Here is a 16,682-nt window from a genome sequence, read left to right on the forward strand (position 1 = left end):
CAAAATAAATGCACTTAAACGGCATTATTATGAATTTGTCAGCAGCACCAATGCTCGGCACACTGTGCCCGTTCCTCCCCCAAATGTTGGAACGTTCAAGGGCTTTCTGGTGATCCAGGCAAGCCCTTCTTTTTGCCCGTCGTTTAGCCCTGGACCCTTCTTGCCGATGTTTGCCCGCTGGAAACCCGCCGCCATCAATACCCGCCCCCTGGAATGGAGCCGCGCCGCCATCGGCATGGCCCTGGGCACCCTGTTCAGTGTCTGGCTCTGCGCCCAGGTGTTCGGCATGCCGGTGGCGCTGCACCTGATCGGTCCGCTGGGGGCCTCGGCGGTGCTGCTGTTTGCCGTGTCTTCCGGGGCCCTGGCCCAGCCCTGGTCGATCCTCGGCGGCTACCTGTGCGCCGGGGTCGTGGCCTTGCTGGTGGCTCATGTCCTGGGCCGGACCCTGGGCAGCGCCTGCCTCGCGGCTGGCATGGCCCTGGTGCTGATGTGCTGGTTGCGTTGCCTGCATCCCCCGGCTGGCGCCCTGGCCCTGACCCTGGTGCTGGCAGACCCGGCCAGCGTGGCTTTGGAGTGGCGGGAACTGGGTCCGGTGATGCTCGCGGCGGCCAGCCTGTTGGCCAGTGCCTTGGCCTACAACAACCTGACGCGGATTCGTTACCCCAAGGGCCCGAGCGATACTCCGGTGCTGCTGCCCTCGGCGGCCCCCGCCGACAGCCTGGCGATCACCGCCGAAGACCTCAAGCAGGCCCTGGCCGAGATGGAAGAATTCTTCGACGTCACCCCTGAAGACCTTGAGCAACTGATCCACGCCAGCGAAGCCCACGCCCGCCGGCGCAGCATTGGCCAGGTCCTGTCCTCGCGGCCCTGATAGCGCCCCAACCTTCGCCCTCGCCGGTGCTGACTTGCCAGCCAAGACCGCTTCAGAAGCGGCGCACGCGTCAAGGGCCTGTTCGCTGGCAAGCCGGTTCCTGCAAGGGCATCGTCGATTGCGCGCCAGGCGCAGCCACTGGCTGGCCAGCGCAGGCGCGCTCAAGTGCGGTGCCAGGCTCAAGTCAGTGGGTTCAAACCATCGGCGACCAGCGCTGGGACCAGTCGTGGTCTTGTTCAATCACCTCGCGCAATACCGCAAAAGCCTGCTGCAGCTGCGCCGAGTCGCGCTCCCGGGCATACAGCAGGTAAGTGGGAAAACTGAATTCCGGGGCCTTTTCCACCCGTTCCAGCACACCGCTGTCCAGGTAGCTCTGCACCACCCGGGTGCGAAAATAGCCGCTGCCACCGGCGTCGAGGATGAACTGCAGCGCCAGGGGCCCAAGGTTGAAGCCCACCGCGGCCTTGGCCTGTTCCGGCAATGCGGCGTCGTGCTGACGACGAAAATCATCGCCCCAGTCGATGTACACATAAGGCTCGGGACGCCCCGCCAGGCGCACCTGGATCAATTTCTCCTCCAGCAGTTGCTCGACCTGCAATCCCGCGCAATACAGCGGCTGGAACACCAGCGCCGCGTCCAGCACGCCCAACTCCAGTTGCCGTTGCAGGCTCGCGCCTTCGGCGATCTGGGTGCGCACCGCATGGTTGGGCAGTGCCTGGCGCAGGCCTCGTACCCAATTGAGCATCAGCGGATTGCACAGGCTCAACTCACCGCCGATGTGCAGCACGTTGCGATAGCCCGCCAGCAACGGCAGGTCGCGCTGGGCGGCCTCCCAGGTCTGCACCAGCTGATTGGCATAGGCGATAAAGGCCTCGCCATCGGCGGTGGGTCGGGCGCCGGCGCGGTTGCGTACCAGCAGTTTGCAGTTGAGCTGGCCTTCCAGGTTCTGCACCCGGGCGCTGATGGCGGTCTGGGTCAGGTGCAGGCGTTCGGCGGCGGCGATCAGGCTGCCGCTGCGGACGATTTCCAGGAAGGTGCGGGCCAGATCGATGTCCATGGTGCCTCGCCGGCAAAAAATTCGAGCGCCATTGTAGCGGCGCTCGCACCGTCGTGCCCCTAGGCCGCGGACATTCGCCGGATCGGCACCGACGCTGCGGGCCAGAGCGCTGGCGCAAGATTGAGGGCGGCTTTTTCAACATGCAAAAATGCACAGTCAACCTGCAGTTTTCGGGGTTGTACTGGGCAAAATTGCACTGTTACGATCCGTCGATGCTCGCGCGCGAGCCTCATATAAAAAACAATAAAAGCAGGGAGTTAGTGATGACTGCTCAGGTTTCATCCCAGGCGATACAGGACCTCGACGCTACCCCCGACGAAGTGCTGGTCGAGGTGCGCAACCACATCGGTCACCTGACCCTCAACCGCCCCGCCGGTCTCAATGCCATCACCCTGTCGATGGTGCGTACCTTGCAGCAACAACTGGACACCTGGGCCCAGGACCCGCTGATTCACGCGGTGGTGCTGCGCGGCGCCGGTGAAAAGGCTTTCTGCGCCGGCGGCGACATCCGCTCGCTGTACGACAGCTACCAGAGCGGCGATAGCCTGCACGAGGATTTCTTCGTCGAGGAGTACGCCCTGGACCTGACCATCCACCATTACCGCAAGCCAGTGCTGGCCCTGATGGACGGCTTTGTCCTCGGCGGCGGCATGGGCCTGGTGCAAGGCGCCGACCTGCGAGTGGTCACCGAGCGCAGCCGCCTGGCGATGCCGGAAGTGGCCATCGGTTACTTCCCGGATGTGGGCGGCAGCTACTTCCTCTCACGGATTCCCGGCGAACTGGGCATCTACCTTGGGGTCAGCGGCGTGCAGATCCGCGCCGCCGATGCCCTGTACTGCGGCCTCGCGGACTGGCACCTGGAAAGCGACAAGCTGAGCCTGCTGGACCAACGCCTGGATCGCCTGCACTGGAGCGACTCACCGCTCAAGGACCTGCAGGGCCTGCTGGCCAAGCTGGCGGTACAGACCTTGCCCGATGCGCCACTGCAAGCCTTGCGCCCGGCCATCGACCACTTCTTCGCCCTGCCGGACATGGCCAGCATCGTCGAGCAATTGCGCAGCGTGACGATTGCCGACAGCCACGAGTGGGCCAAGACCACCGCCGACTTGCTGGAAATCCGCTCGCCCCTGGCCATGGCCGTGACCTTGCAGATGCTGCGCCACGGCCGCCACTTGAGCCTGGAACAGTGCTTCGCCCTGGAGCTGCACCTGGACCGTCAATGGTTCGAGCGGGGTGACCTGATGGAAGGCGTACGTGCCCTGATCATCGACAAAGACAAGACCCCCCGCTGGAATCCGCCGACCCTGGCAGCCCTTGAGGCCGAACGGGTAGCGAGTTTCTTCAGCGGTTTCGACGGCAGCGGGAGCTGAACTCATGCACGACATCGAATTGACCGAAGAACAAGTGATGATCCGCGACATGGCCCGGGATTTTGCCCGGGGCGAGATCGCGCCCCATGCCCAGGCCTGGGAAAAGGCCGGCTGGATCGACGACGCCCTGGTGCGCAAGATGGGCGAACTGGGCCTGTTGGGCATGGTGGTTCCCGAAGAATGGGGCGGCAGCTACCTGGACTACGTGGCCTATGCCCTGGCGGTGGAGGAAATCTCCGCCGGCGATGGCGCAACCGGCGCGCTGATGAGCATCCACAACTCGGTGGGCTGCGGGCCGATCCTCAACTACGGCAGCGAGGAACAGAAGCACGCGTGGCTGCCGCGACTGGCCAGCGGCGAAGCCATCGGCTGCTTTTGCCTGACCGAGCCCCAGGCCGGTTCCGAAGCCCACAACCTGCGCACCCGCGCCGAACTTCGCGATGGCCAGTGGGTGATCAATGGCGCCAAGCAGTTCGTCAGCAACGGCAAGCGCGCCCAACTGGCCATCGTCTTTGCAGTGACCGACCCGGAACTGGGCAAGAAAGGCCTCTCGGCGTTCCTGGTGCCCACCGACACCCCGGGGTTCATCGTCGACCGCACCGAACACAAGATGGGTATTCGCGCCTCCGACACCTGCGCCGTGACCCTCAACCAATGCACGATCCCCGAAGCCAACCTGCTGGGCGAACGGGGCAAGGGCCTGGCCATTGCCCTGTCCAACCTCGAAGGCGGCCGCATCGGCATCGCCGCCCAGGCCCTGGGCATCGCCCGTGCGGCTTTTGAAGCGGCCCTGGCCTACGCCCGGGAACGGGTGCAGTTCGACAAACCGATCATCGAACACCAGAGCATCGCCAACCTGCTGGCCGACATGCACACCCGACTCAATGCCGCACGCTTGCTGATCCTGCATGCCGCGCGCCTGCGCAGCGCCGGCCAGCCGTGCCTGTCCGAAGCCTCCCAGGCCAAGCTGTTCGCCTCGGAAATGGCCGAGAAGGTCTGCTCCTCGGCGATGCAGATCCATGGCGGCTACGGGTATCTGGAGGACTATCCGGTGGAGCGCTACTACCGCGATGCGCGGATCACCCAGATCTACGAAGGTTCCAGCGAGATCCAGCGCCTGCTGATTGCCCGCGAGCTCAAGCACTATCAGCTCTAGGCACCAGTGGCGACCACAAAAAATCGCAGCCCAGGCTGCGATTTTTTTGTGGCTGCTCCCCCGGAGCCGGCTTGCCGGCGAAGAAGCCTTTGAGCGTGGCGTCGCCCTGCTGGACGCCATCGCTGGCAAGCCAGCGCCTACACAAGCCTGCCCCTTCGCAAGCGGCTTTCTACAACAAGCGAGGTTCAACGGTCATGGCGGAAGCCTTTCTGGCTGAGGTACAGGCCGTCACGGGCGGGGCCGAACTGGCAAAGCAACGTCCATAGTTCAGAGGCTGCTCAGCGGCTTGAACCCAGTGACTGAGTAACGACAGGCAGCCAATAAACAACAATATGCGGTGCATCGAAACAGCCCTCTCCCTTTGACCCGGGTCTTCAGCGCAGCTTGATCAGCCAGCGCTAGAGATCATCCATCCAGTTGTCCTTGGGCCTCAGCTCAGCCAGAAACTCTTCCAGCGTGTAATCCTCTTCCACAACCGGCATCCGCGATGTGGCAGGAGCAGCCGTTGCAGGTTTTACCGAGGCACCGTCATCGCTGCTGGCGGTTTGGGGCATCAGGTTGATGCCAAATTTGTTGCCAACGGGCTTTTGCCCAGGTGTCGGCGAGGTGATGGTGATAAGGGTCGCTTGATCCTTGCGGCGCAGAGGCATGACCACGCTGGTGTCGGCATTCTGGTAACTGGCCATGGTCGCCAACGCGATACCCACGAACGGCGAGGCGGCGCCGGTATCGCCCAGGCGCAGGGTCAGGTCGTAACCCTCGCGGGAGTCGAGCAAATCCAGAGAGCTGTGGGCAGCCGTCAGAGCAGGAAGCAGCTCGGCCAGTGGCGTGCTGTTCAGGCCGCCGTCGTAGAACACCCGGGCCGGTGCGGGCGTAACGGCATCAGTGGCTTTTTTCCAGCCAGCGGCCAGTTGAGTGGTCAAGGCTTCGCGCTTGAGGCGCTCGCCGTTGTCCGGGCGCTGCAGGGAAACCGTGACCGGGCGATGAATCCTGGCCAGCACTGGCAAGGCGTCCCATTGTTCAAAAGCGCGCTCGGTCCAGGGCTGCGGGATGAACTCCGAAGGTTGGAACTCCACCGCCGGTTTACGCCAGCCCCAACCGCTGAATTCAGGATCGATCTTGTTCTGGTTGACCTTGGTGAAGGGGGCGTAATAGCGCAGCCATTCGACACGTTCGGGGCGACCGACGACCAGGGCGACCATTGAATCTGTGAGTTCACCTGGCTTACGTGGCCCTGGTCCACCGATCAATGGGGCTTTTTTGGCAGAAAGCGCATAGGACATGCTGAAGCCTTCATTGGTGTAGACCAATACAGCAGGAAGGTCAGGGTTACGCTCGAACAGTTGGAACAGGTTTTCCAGCAAAGTTTCAGGAGTGTCATTACAGATGATGCCATCCTGCAGGTTACGAATACGATGCCAATGAAGTCCCGCAGGAATTCGCATGTCATTAACCATGACAGATAAGCTGCCCCGGGTTCTTTCAGGTGTAAAACGAAGGTTCGGAGTTTTAGGACTCCAACCTGAAACCACAGTAATAGTGGGAATCGGCCACTTCTCTAAAAAATCCCTTAATCCCAGCTCCAGTGCATCCGTTTCCCGCTTGTCATAGGCCATATCCTTATCATCGGCGGTTATTGGATACTTCTTCGGATCCATAGGTAGGATGCTCCCTACATGTAGTGTTTCCTCTTGTTTTAAGTTTTTTTTCTGCAACTCGTTCCAAATCTGCCCCTGCCTGAACACATCCAGACTTATGCCAATGCTGAGTACATCCAGGGTTTCCAAACGAGGCGACGTAGTGGGGGCACGGTAACGAGGTTCAACGGTCATGATTGAGTCCTTCCTGGACGAGGTATAAGTAGTCACAGACGTGGCCGCACTGGCAAAACAACGAGTCGATGTCAGTGAAGTTTCGGCTGCCTGAACCAAGTGGCAGGTCAGCAACACAGCAGTGAAAAACCAAAATTTAAGCTCTCGACGCATCAGGCGCTTCCCCCAAAACGAACGGAGTGTCCCGCTCTTTGCTCCTTTAGAGACTGTGCTGCTACCAAGGAAGGCATGTCATCTCCGACAGCCATCGGCAATGCACCACTCTTACGGTACGTTACTGTGGAGTTAATCAATTCGCGGCTACTAGCGTCTTCTTGAAGAAAGAATTCCGATACCGCTTCATCTGGAAGGTCCTGTTCTGTCTCAAACTGAGAGTTGGCACTAGCTCGTGTTCTCTCCCAATCCAACCGCCAATCCGCCACCCGACACAAATACGCATAAAACGTCACATCATCCACACTCTCCCCCGCCCCTATCGCCACGTCATACGCCAGCACTCGCCGGCTATGTTCAGGGTTGTTTGGAATGGCCGAGTGGAAAGACAGCGCTTCTTCGTGCTCCTTGTCCTTGCCGCCACTTTGCAGGCGCATGCGTGCCTCGTAGGGTGTTTCCGAACGCGTCACCAGCACCTTGCCGTCATCGGTCGCTCGGGCGGCAAACACGTGGGTGGTTTCAGATATCTCCTTGCCTTCGTTGAGGGCCTTTTGAACGCTACCAATGTCGCGTCCGTGCTTGAAGGCGACGGCCTCGTCGATCGCCTCCAGCCGGCTGTGCCGGGTGCTTTCGGGGGTCCAGGCTTTATTGCTGATCGCAATGGCGGCGTCGATGGGCGCCAGTTTGTCCTTGATCTGATAGACACCGCTGTTGGAGTCCGCTCCCGGCATGACCACTGTGCCATCGGCGTCAAAGTTGGTTTCAACGGGCACTGGCAATAACGGTGCGGTCAGCATCACCGACTTCCCTTGCTCAAGGGAGGCGCGGGCCACGGACATCCGCTGCAGGCAAGGCAGACCGGTGTCTTCCCAGGTGTCCTCCCCCTGAAGCAGCAATGGGTAGGCATGGGGCGGCGTGTGCAAACCGATCAGTTCCTTTTCGCCACCGCGCTTGCGCAGGGTAAAGATTCGCTGGTGGAAACTCAGCGGTAAGGTCCGGCGCAATGGCTTGCCATACAGCTGCTCGTCAACGCCCTGCCAGCCGATTCCCTGGACGTTGGCCAGGCCAACGGTCTGGTCCTGTGGGGTGAAATACAGGTAGACACTGCCTCGGTTATCGCGCTCGTTGAAGGCAATGCGCTTGGCGTCAATCGTGGTTTCGCAGGCGCTGCCACCGCTCCAGCCAGGCCCGCCAATAGCGCCATAACCCTGGCAGTTCTTGAGGGCGATGCTCGACAAGGCCGGGTACGGATTGGGCGCTGCGGTAATGAACTTCAGGATGGCGTCAAGCGTCGCCAGGCGGGCCTCGGCCGTCTGCTGCGCGCCGAAGCCCTGAAGCTTCTCCATGTTGGGTTCGCGCAGGCTGTAGGGCGAGTTGATCATCACCACGCCGTCGGCCGGCCGCACCTTGTCTTCATTGAGAAAGGCATGGGCCAATAACGTGATGAGCGTGCCTTGGCTGTGGCCCACCACATTCACCGTGTCGTTGGGGTAGCGCTTGCGGATGATCTTGATCAGCATCGCCAGGCGCATCGCCGCCAGCACCATGTAGCGACGTCCAGGGGCGGAGAACAATGGGTGAGTCAGCTCGCCGGCAAGCAGATTCAGGGAGATGAAGCCAAACAACTTGCCGTTGAAGCCCTTGCCCCACATGTCCGGCAGGTTGGTGGTGGCATTGACGAAGTGCCCACCCTCCAGGGTGCCCGCCTTGTCCAGGCGGTTTCTGTTGCGATCCATCCACTCGCCGTGGGGCGCATCCTTGATGATGTGCCGCTCTTCCTCGCGAAAGCCCCAGTAGAACGGAATGACCACGCTGCGGGCGTCGGTGCCATTGGCCGCGGCGGCGAATTTGCGCCGGTAGTACACCGCGTCAGGGTTGCGGGCCTTGCCCTCATCGTCCTCGGGCAGGCTGTAGCTGGCCGGACGCAGAAAGCCCGGATTGCTCACGCCATTGGGCAGGGTCGGCGCCATGTCCAGGCGCTCGTTGAGCCCCTCGCACAGGCCGCGCTCGATGCGCTCGTAGCAACCGGCCAGGTCGTTGACGCCGTGCACCACGATGGTCACGCAGGGCTTGGGGGGCGGCGCGATCAGGTGCACATCGCCACCGCCTGGCAGGGTGATCGCTTCAGCGGTGCAAATGGTCCTCATCCGAACGGCGTCATTCATCGTGCTAGTCCTCCTTGATGGCACTGATGCGGCGCAAAACAAAGCCGGCGCCGCACCATAACAAAGGACCAGGACGATAAATCTAGGAGTTCTCTGAAAGGCGCTCGGACTCGGGGCGCCTGATTGTCACCGGTGCCGCCGAGGCAAAAAACATCGATTTGCCGGCGATCAGCGCGGTGCGTTGAAAAAAATATTCAACGCAAGATCCGGAGTTCAGCGCCGTTCGCCGCGGCCTAGGGTTGGCCCAACGCTCATGCAAAGGAGGTCAATCATGAAACAACTGCAAGACAAAGTCGCGATTGTGACGGGGGCCACGTCGGGAATCGGTCAGGCTGCCGCCCGGCTGTTCGCCCAAGAGGGCGCGCGCCTGATAGTGACCGGCCGTCGGGGCGACGCCCTGGATGCGTTGGTCGCCCAGATCCAGCAAGCCGGTGGCGAGGCACTCGGGGTTGCCGGTGACATTCGCAGCGAGGCACTGGCCGAACGTCTTGTGGCGCTAGCGCTGGAGCGTTTCGGTGGCTTGGATATCGCGTTCAACAACGCCGGAATGACCGGTGAAACCCGGTCCGTCTCCGAGTTGACCCTGGGCCAGTGGCAGGCCGTGCTCGACTGCAACTTGACCAGTGCCTTTCTTGGGGCCAAGTACCAGTTGCCTGCTCTGCGCAGCCGGGGCGCAGGGTCGATCATTTTCACTTCCAGCTTTGTCGGGCACCACGTCGGTTTTCCCGGCATGGCGGCGTATGCCGCGAGCAAGGCCGCGCTGATCGGCTTGACCCAGGTCATCGCGGCTGAAGAAGGCCCCCATGGCATTCGCGCCAACGCGCTACTGCCCGGAGGCACCGACACGCCAATGGGCCGAGCAGCCACCGACACGCCAGAGAAACGCGCCTTTGTCGAAAACCTGCATGCCCTCAAGCGCCTCGCCCGTCCCGAGGAAATTGCCCGTGCGGCGCTGTTCCTCGCGTCGGACGCCGCCAGTTTCGTCAGCGGGACGGCGATGCTGGTTGAGGGGGGAGCCTCCATCAACCGCAGCTAGGGTCTGTTCCCGTTTGGTGACGAGCCGCGTTGCTGGGCCAAACGGGAACAGCCCCTAGGCGCTGCGGTTGAGGCTGCAGGGACGCTGGATGAACGCCGCGTCCTGCCAGGGGCGGTGCGCTTACTGATCCTTGAACTGCGGATCACGCTTGGCGATGAAGGCGGCCATGCCCTCTTTCTGGTCCTGGGTGGCGAACGCCGCGTGGAACACCCGGCGTTCGAAGCGCACGCCTTCGGACAGGCTGACTTCGAAAGCGCGGTTCACGCTTTCCTTGATCATCATGCTCACCGGGATCGATTTTGCGGCAATCAGGGCGGCGACTTTCAGGGCCTCTTCCACCAGGTCGTCCGCTGGGACGATGCGCGCGACGATGCCGCAACGCTCGGCTTCCACGGCGTCGATAAAGCGTCCGGTCAGGCACATTTCCATGGCCTTGGCCTTGCCCACGGCGCGGGTCAGGCGCTGGGTGCCGCCCATGCCCGGCAATACGCCAAGGTTGATTTCCGGCTGGCCGAACTTGGCGTTGTCGCCGGCCAGGATGAAGTCGCACATCAAGGCCAGTTCGCAACCGCCACCCAGGGCGAAGCCGTTGACCGCGGCGATGATCGGCTTGCGCCGGTTGGCCACGCGATCGCTGTCGCTAAACAGGTCGTCGAGGTAGATCTGCGGGTAGGTGAGTTCGGCCATTTCCTTGATGTCGGCACCGGCGGCGAAGGCTTTCTTCGAGCCGGTGATGACGATGCAGCCGATCTGCGGGTCGGCTTCCAGGCGGTCCAGGGCCTGGTTCACTTCACCGACGATCTGCGCGTTGAGGGCGTTCAGCGCCTGGGGACGGTTGAGGGTGATCAGACCGACGCGGTCCTTGATGTCCAACAAAATGGTTTCGTAGCTCATGAATCAGCTCCTGCTAAAAGTCAGAGATTGCGCGAAATGACCATGCGCTGGATGTCGCTGGTGCCTTCGTAGATCTGGCAGATGCGCACGTCGCGGTAGATGCGCTCCAGCGGGAAGTCGCTCAAGTAGCCATAACCGCCCAGGGTTTGCAACGCCGCCGAACAGACCTTCTCGGCCATTTCCGAGGCGAACAGTTTGGCCATCGAGGCTTCCACCAGGGCCGGCTTGCCGCTGTCGCGCAGGGCGGCGGCGTAGTGCACCATTTGGCGCGCCACGGCAATCTGGGTAGCCATGTCCGCCAGGCGGAACGCCACGGCCTGGTGCTCGATGATCGGCTTGCCGAAGGTCTCGCGCTCACGAGCGTAGTCACGCGCCGCTTCGAACGCCGCCCGGGCCATGCCCACCGCCTGCGAGGCAATGCCCACGCGCCCGCCTTCAAGGTTGGCCAGGGCGATCTTGTAGCCCTCGCCCTCCTCCCCCAGGCGGTTGGCCAGCGGCACCTTCACATCCTCGAAAAGGATCTGGCAGGTGTCGCTGGCGTGCTGGCCGAGCTTGTCCTCGATGCGCGCGACCTTATAGCCCGGCGAGTCGGTGGGCACGATAAAGGCGCTGATGCCGCGCTTGCCGGCCGCCGGGTCGGTGACCGCGAACACGATCACCACCCCGGCGTTCTGCCCGGAGGTGATGAATTGCTTGCAGCCGTTGAGCACATAGTGATCGCCATCGCGACGGGCCCGGGTCTTCAGGCTGCTGGCATCGGAGCCGGCCTGGGGCTCGGTCAGGGCGAAGGCGCCGAGCATGGCGCCGCTGGCCAGGGGCTTGAGGAAACGCTCTTTCTGCTCGTCATTGCCGAATTTGAGGATCGGCACGCAGCCCACCGAGTTGTGCACGCTCATGATGGTGGAGCAGGCGCCGTCACCGGCGGCGATTTCTTCCAGGGCCATGGCATAGGCCAGGTAGCCGGTGTCACAGCCACCCCACTGTTCAGGCACCAGCATGCCGAAGAAACCCAGCTCGGCCATCTCGGCAATGGCTTCCTTGGGAAAGCGGTGCTCGCGATCCCACTCGGCGGCGAAAGGCTTGAGGCGTTCCTGGGCAAATTGCCGGGCCGCGTCGCTGATCTGCAGTTGTTCGTCATTGGGCAACATCGGGATTCCTCGTTACAGGCATTCAACGGCCATGGCCGTGGCTTCACCACCGCCGATGCAGATCGCGGCCACGCCACGCTTAAGACCTTTCTGGCGCAGGGCCGACAGCAGGGTCACCAGAATCCGCGCACCGGAGGCGCCGATGGGATGGCCCAGGGCGCAGGCGCCGCCGTGGACGTTGACCTTGGCGTGGGGAATGTCCAGCTTGTTCATGGTCACCAGGCTGACCACAGCGAAGGCTTCGTTGATCTCGAACAGGTCCACGTCCTGCAAGGACCAGCCGGTCTTTTTCATCAAACGCTCGATGGCACCCACCGGCGCCACCGGGAACAGCCCCGGGGTGTCGGCAAAGGCCGAGTGGCCATGGATCACCGCCAAGGGCTTGAGGCCACGTTGCTCGGCTGCGGAACGACGCATCAGCACCAGGGCCGCGGCGCCGTCGGAGATCGAACTGGAGTTGGCCGCGGTGACCGTGCCGCCGTCGCGGAACGCCGGCTTCAGGGTGGCGATCTTGTCCAGCTTGGCCTTGGGCGGCTGCTCGTCATCGCTGATCAGCTTCGACTCTTTGCCGATCATCACCTGCAGGGGAACGATCTCGTCCTTGAACAGACCGTCCTTGATCGCCTGCTGGGCACGGGTCAGGGAGGCCACGGCAAATTCATCCTGAGCCTGACGGGTGAAACCGTTGGCCTCGGCGCAGTCTTCGGCGAAGGTGCCCATCAGGCGGCCCTTGTCGTAGGCGTCTTCCAGGCCATCGAGGAACATGTGGTCGAGGACCTTGCCGTGGCCCATGCGGTAGCCGCTGCGGGCACGGTCCAGCAGGTATGGGGCGTTGGACATGCTCTCCATACCACCGGCGATCACCACCTCGGCGCTGCCGGCCAGCAGCATGTCGTGGGCCAGGATGGTGGCCTCCATGCCGGAACCGCACATCTTGTTCAGGGTGGTGCAACGGGTGCCCTTGTCCAGGCCCGCGCCCAGGGCGGCCTGGCGCGCCGGGGCCTGGCCGAGGCCGGCAGACAGCACGCAGCCGAACAGCACTTCTTCTACTGCGTCAGCCGCAATGCCGGCGCGCTGCACCGCGGCGCGGATGGCCTCGCTCCCTAGTTGCGGGGCGCTGAGGCCTTTGAGTTCCCCCTGGAAACCGCCCATGGGGGTGCGGACGGCGCTGACAATGACAATCGGATCGTGGGCAATGGACATGAGAATTCCTCCTTACTTGGCGGCCATGCGCAAGGCACCGTCGAGACGGATCACCTCACCGTTGAGCATGCTGTTTTCAATGATATGCCGCACCAGCGCAGCGTACTCGGCGGGTTTGCCCAGGCGTGGCGGAAACGGCACGCCAGCGGCCAGACCGGCCCGTACTTCCTCGCTCATGCCGGCCATCATCGGGGTTTCGAAGATCCCCGGAGCGATGGTCATCACCCGGATGCCGAAGCGTGCCAGCTCACGGGCCACCGGCAGGGTCAGGCTGGCAATCGCGCCCTTGGAGGCGGCATAGGCGGCCTGGCCGATCTGCCCGTCGAAGGCGGCGATGGAGGCGGTGTTGATGATCACCCCGCGCTCGCCCTCGGCATTGGCAGTGCTTTCGGCGATGGCCGCCGCGGCCAGGCGCAACAGGTTGAAACTGCCGATCAGGTTGACGTTGATCACCTGGCTGAAGCTGGCCAAAGCGTGGGGGCCATTCTTGCCGAGGATTTTCTCGCCCCGCACGATACCGGCGCAGTTGACCAGCCCGTTGAGCTTGCCAAAGGCCTTGACCGTGGCCTGCACCGCCGCTTCGGCCGCCGCTTCCTGGCTGATGTCCGCCACCACGCTCTGGCAGCCCAGTTGCTGGGCCTTGGCCGCCACGGCCTCGGCGTTGAGGTCCACGAGCATCACTTTTGCGCCGGCGGCGACGAGCATTTCAGCGCTGGCGGCACCGAGGCCCGACGCACCGCCACTGACGAGAAACACCTGGTTTGCAATGTCCATCATTCAAATCCTGTTCATGCGGTAGCTGTTGACGCCGCGGCCTCTTGAGCCTTGGCGATTTCCTGGTTGCGCAAGATAAAGCGCTGCAATTTGCCGCTGGGGGTTTTCGGCAAGTCGCTGACAAATTCGATTTCGCGGGGGTAGGAATGGGCCGCCAGGCGCTTGCGCACGTGCTGGCGCAACTCCTCGGCCAACTCCGGGGTGGCGCGGTACTGCTCGCTGAGCACCACAAAGGCTTTCACCAGCTCGGTGCGTTCGGGATCGGGCTTGCCTACCACCGCCGCTTCCACCACCGCCGGGTGTTCGATCAGGGCGCTTTCCACATCGAAAGGGCCCACCCGATAGCCGGAGGTGGTGATCACATCATCGCTGCGGCCGACAAAGCTGATGCTGCCGTCCTGGTTCAGCTCGACGGTGTCTCCGCTGAGGTAGTAATCGCCGACAAAGGCCTTGGTCGGCACCCCGGCGTAACCGGCGAACCAGCACATCGGCGACTGCCTGCGGTCGATGGCCAGGATCCCCGGCTGCCCGACACCCAGCTCCCGGTACTCTTCGTCCAGCACTACGATGCGGTGGCCCGGCGAGGCAAAGCCGGCGGCGCCGACATGCACCGGGTGGTCCAGGCCGTGGTGGTTGCACAGCACCATGCCCAGCTCGGTCTGGCCGTAGTGGTCGTGGATCACCACGTCCAGCTGCTCGGCGAACCAACGGATCACTTCCGGGTTCAGCGGCTCGCCGGCGCTGCTGACGATGCGCAGGCGGCCCTTGATCGACCGGGCGAACTGGTCGCCACCGGCGATCAGCAGGCGGTAGGCCGTGGGCGAACCAGTGAGGTTGGTGATGCCGTACTTGTTGATCACCCGGCAGGTGCTTTCCAGGGTGAAGGGGCCGTCGTAGAAAGTGATCGGGTGACCCAGGCCCAGGGGCCCGGTGACGCCGAAATAGATGCCATAGGCCCAGCCCGGGTCGGCGACGTTCCAGAAGGCGTCTTCCGGGCGCAGGTCCACGGCGTCGCGGGTGTAGGCCTGGAACGCGACAATGGCCTTGAGCGGCACTTCCAGGGCCTTGGACGGGCCGGTGGTGCCGGAGGTGAACATCAGCAGGAAGGGGTCTTCACCACTGAGCAGCAGCGGTTCGCACTGGGCCGGGTACTGTTCCAGCTCGGCCCAGAAACTGAAATCGCCGCGCACGATGCCCTGGCCCTTGGCGCCTCCCACTGTGACGACGGTGGGGCAATCGGCGACCTCCAGGAGCTTGGGTCGGTTGACCCCATCGGTGACCACCACCTTGGCCTGGGAACTGTTCAAGCGATGCTCGATGGCCTTGGGGCCAAAGGCAGTGAACAGCGGCTGGTACACCGCGCCGATACGCCAGGTGGCAAGCACCGTGATCAAGAGTTCGACATTGCGCGGCAACAGTCCGGCGACCTTGTCGCCCTTGCCGACCCCCTGGGCCAGGAGGAAGTTGGCCAGGCGTGCGGCCTTGTCCTGCAATTCAGTGAAGGTGTAGGTGGCGCTGCTGCCGTCCCGGCCTTCCCAGAACAGCGCGATACGACCAGGCAATGCATGCCGGTCACAACATTCGACACAGGCATTGAGCGCCGACAGCGAGCCTGCAAGGGCGGCGTCGACGGTGTGCTGATAGTTGAACTCTTTGATAGCGGACAGGTAGTTGCGCATTGCCAGAATCCCTCGCTGTTCTTATTAGGATGGGAACCTCATGAAAACCGGGGAAATACTGGCGCCAGAGCCCTCGCGGAACAATGGTCAAAGCTATCAAGTTGCGTGACCGGTTTGGCCAAGCGCCCGCGCTGCCCCAGCGAGATGGCCGGATCTGTCGGAGCGGCGCATGGCTTGCGGGCCTCTTCGCCGGCAAGCCGGCTCCTTATCTGTTCTAGATCTGCCAAATTAGGTGTCGAGAGTCGGCGTGGACGATCGCTAGCTCCTAGATCCAAACGATCGCCTCGTAGCAAGGTCTCCACGCCGATATCTCCTCAGCGACGCCCGTACAGTTGCTCGAGCCGACACTCGAAGATAAGGCTGGGCTGCCGAGGAGAACTCTCGACGTCTCAAGACTAGAGGAGATCATCATGGGCTGCATAGGTGCCGGTATCGATGTCAGCAAGGACACCCTGGATGTAAAGGTGGACGGACATAAGCCCCAACTGCTCACCACCAATGACCCAGCAGGATGGCAGCGAATCATTGACTGGCTAGCCCCATTTGCTCCTCAGCAAGTCGTACTTGAGGCCACCGGCGGCTATGAGCTGAAGGCACTGGAAGCCCTTTATAACGCAGGTTTACCCATGGTCAGGGTCAATCCTCGACAAGCCCGGGACTTTGCGCGGTCCACAGGCCAGTTGGCCAAAACGGACCGCTTGGATGCCAGCGTGCTTGCCCATATGGCCAGTGTTCTCAAGCTCAATCGTTATCAGCCGCTGAGCGAAAAGTCTCAGTTCCTGCACGCTTGTCATCGGCGCCGTCAGCAAGTGGTCCAAATGTTGGCTGCTGAAAAGCAGCGGCGTCGTCTGACTGAGCATCCGGCCATGCGCCATATGCTCGAGCGCAACATCCAGCGCTTGGAAGCTGATCGAGATGAGCTGGACGTTAAGATTGCCGAGCAGCTCAAAGGGACGCTGCAAGCGCAAGTAGCCTCGACGATCAAAGGCGTTGGTCCAGTTGTTCTCTCGACGCTTGTTTGCGACATGCCTGAACTGGGTTATTTGAATCGCAAGGCTATCGCCAAGCTATACGGTGTGGCGCCCCTGGCCAGGGATAGCGGTAAGTCCCATGGAAGACGGATTACCTGGGGTGGGCGTGCTAGTCCACGAGCGGTGATCTACATGGCGGCTTTGAGTTCGATTCGATATGACCCTGTCCTCAAAGCGTTTTACGAGGGGCTGGTTGGTCGAGGCAAGTCGAAGAAACTGGCGCTGGTTGCAGCCATGCGCAAGCTCGTCACTATCTTGAACGCGCGAATGCGCGAAGCCTTGCAGGCTTCTGCGCAAATCGCGTGAGGAACAC

The 16,682-nt window shown here is 62.5% G+C and carries 13 protein-coding genes; 5 read left to right on the forward strand and 8 right to left on the reverse strand.

The features are described 5' to 3' along the window. Positions 1-166: 166 nt before the first annotated feature. On the forward strand, positions 167-871 hold the full coding sequence (locus WIN67_RS15705; protein ID WP_102879305.1) for an HPP family protein: 705 nt from the start codon (positions 167-169) through the stop codon (positions 869-871). 193 nt (positions 872-1,064) lie between these two features. Here the strand turns inward: WIN67_RS15705 and WIN67_RS15710 are convergent, their stop codons facing one another. Beyond that, the gene (locus WIN67_RS15710) at positions 1,065-1,928 is read right to left on the reverse strand and encodes a LysR family transcriptional regulator (RefSeq protein ID WP_102879304.1); all 864 of its coding nucleotides are present in this window, start codon (positions 1,926-1,928) and stop codon (positions 1,065-1,067) included. A 263-nt stretch (positions 1,929-2,191) separates the two neighbouring features. On the opposite strand from WIN67_RS15710, the gene WIN67_RS15715 reads away from it, so the two are divergent. Both WIN67_RS15715 and WIN67_RS15720 read left to right on the forward strand, forming a co-directional pair. Further along, the gene (locus tag WIN67_RS15715; protein ID WP_339069142.1) at positions 2,192-3,298 is read left to right on the forward strand and encodes an enoyl-CoA hydratase/isomerase family protein; all 1,107 of its coding nucleotides are present in this window, start codon (positions 2,192-2,194) and stop codon (positions 3,296-3,298) included. Positions 3,299-3,302: 4 nt separating this feature from the next. Next, on the forward strand, positions 3,303-4,454 hold the full coding sequence (locus WIN67_RS15720) for an acyl-CoA dehydrogenase family protein (protein WP_110595727.1): 1,152 nt from the start codon (positions 3,303-3,305) through the stop codon (positions 4,452-4,454). Between the two features lie 398 nt (positions 4,455-4,852). Here WIN67_RS15720 and WIN67_RS15725 read toward each other — a convergent pair whose 3' ends face one another. Together WIN67_RS15725 and WIN67_RS15730 are read right to left on the reverse strand one after the other, a co-directional pair. Further along, on the reverse strand, positions 4,853-6,439 hold the full coding sequence (locus WIN67_RS15725; RefSeq protein WP_339069144.1) for a type VI lipase adapter Tla3 domain-containing protein: 1,587 nt from the start codon (positions 6,437-6,439) through the stop codon (positions 4,853-4,855). Further along, a complete protein-coding gene (locus tag WIN67_RS15730; protein ID WP_339069146.1) occupies positions 6,439-8,604 on the reverse strand; it encodes a T6SS effector phospholipase Tle3 domain-containing protein in 2,166 nt (721 codons plus the stop codon). Before WIN67_RS15730 ends, WIN67_RS15725 begins: the two co-directional genes overlap by 1 nt. 271 nt (positions 8,605-8,875) lie before the next feature. Here WIN67_RS15730 and WIN67_RS15735 point away from each other — a divergent pair, with 271 nt between their 5' ends. Beyond that, entirely contained in the window at positions 8,876-9,640 is a 765-nt protein-coding gene (locus tag WIN67_RS15735; protein ID WP_339069148.1) for an SDR family oxidoreductase, read from the forward strand. Between the two features lie 120 nt (positions 9,641-9,760). Here WIN67_RS15735 and WIN67_RS15740 read toward each other — a convergent pair whose 3' ends face one another. The 5 genes from WIN67_RS15740 to WIN67_RS15760 are packed head-to-tail and all read right to left on the reverse strand — an operon-like array spanning position 9,761 to position 15,338. Then, positions 9,761-10,534, reverse strand: coding sequence for an enoyl-CoA hydratase (locus WIN67_RS15740; protein ID WP_102863560.1), 774 nt, complete (start codon positions 10,532-10,534; stop codon positions 9,761-9,763). Positions 10,535-10,554: 20 nt separating this feature from the next. Continuing rightward, a complete protein-coding gene (locus tag WIN67_RS15745; RefSeq protein ID WP_110595731.1) occupies positions 10,555-11,682 on the reverse strand; it encodes an acyl-CoA dehydrogenase in 1,128 nt (375 codons plus the stop codon). A gap of 12 nt (positions 11,683-11,694) precedes the next feature. After that, positions 11,695-12,885 carry an acetyl-CoA C-acyltransferase gene (locus WIN67_RS15750; RefSeq protein WP_339069151.1) on the reverse strand — a complete coding sequence of 397 codons (1,191 nt, stop codon included), beginning with the start codon at positions 12,883-12,885 and terminating at the stop codon, positions 11,695-11,697. A gap of 12 nt (positions 12,886-12,897) precedes the next feature. Continuing rightward, the gene (locus tag WIN67_RS15755; protein ID WP_123390772.1) at positions 12,898-13,659 is read right to left on the reverse strand and encodes an SDR family NAD(P)-dependent oxidoreductase; all 762 of its coding nucleotides are present in this window, start codon (positions 13,657-13,659) and stop codon (positions 12,898-12,900) included. A gap of 14 nt (positions 13,660-13,673) precedes the next feature. Beyond that, the gene (locus WIN67_RS15760) at positions 13,674-15,338 is read right to left on the reverse strand and encodes an AMP-binding protein (protein ID WP_267268229.1); all 1,665 of its coding nucleotides are present in this window, start codon (positions 15,336-15,338) and stop codon (positions 13,674-13,676) included. A 410-nt stretch (positions 15,339-15,748) separates the two neighbouring features. On the opposite strand from WIN67_RS15760, the gene WIN67_RS15765 reads away from it, so the two are divergent. Further along, complete coding sequence (locus WIN67_RS15765) at positions 15,749-16,675, forward strand: transposase (protein ID WP_339069156.1); 927 nt, start codon at positions 15,749-15,751, stop codon at positions 16,673-16,675. The last annotated feature ends 7 nt before the right edge of the window (positions 16,676-16,682 follow it).

It is taken from the genome of Pseudomonas idahonensis (genome assembly GCF_037903935.1).
GTDB lineage: Bacteria > Pseudomonadota > Gammaproteobacteria > Pseudomonadales > Pseudomonadaceae > Aquipseudomonas > Aquipseudomonas danubii.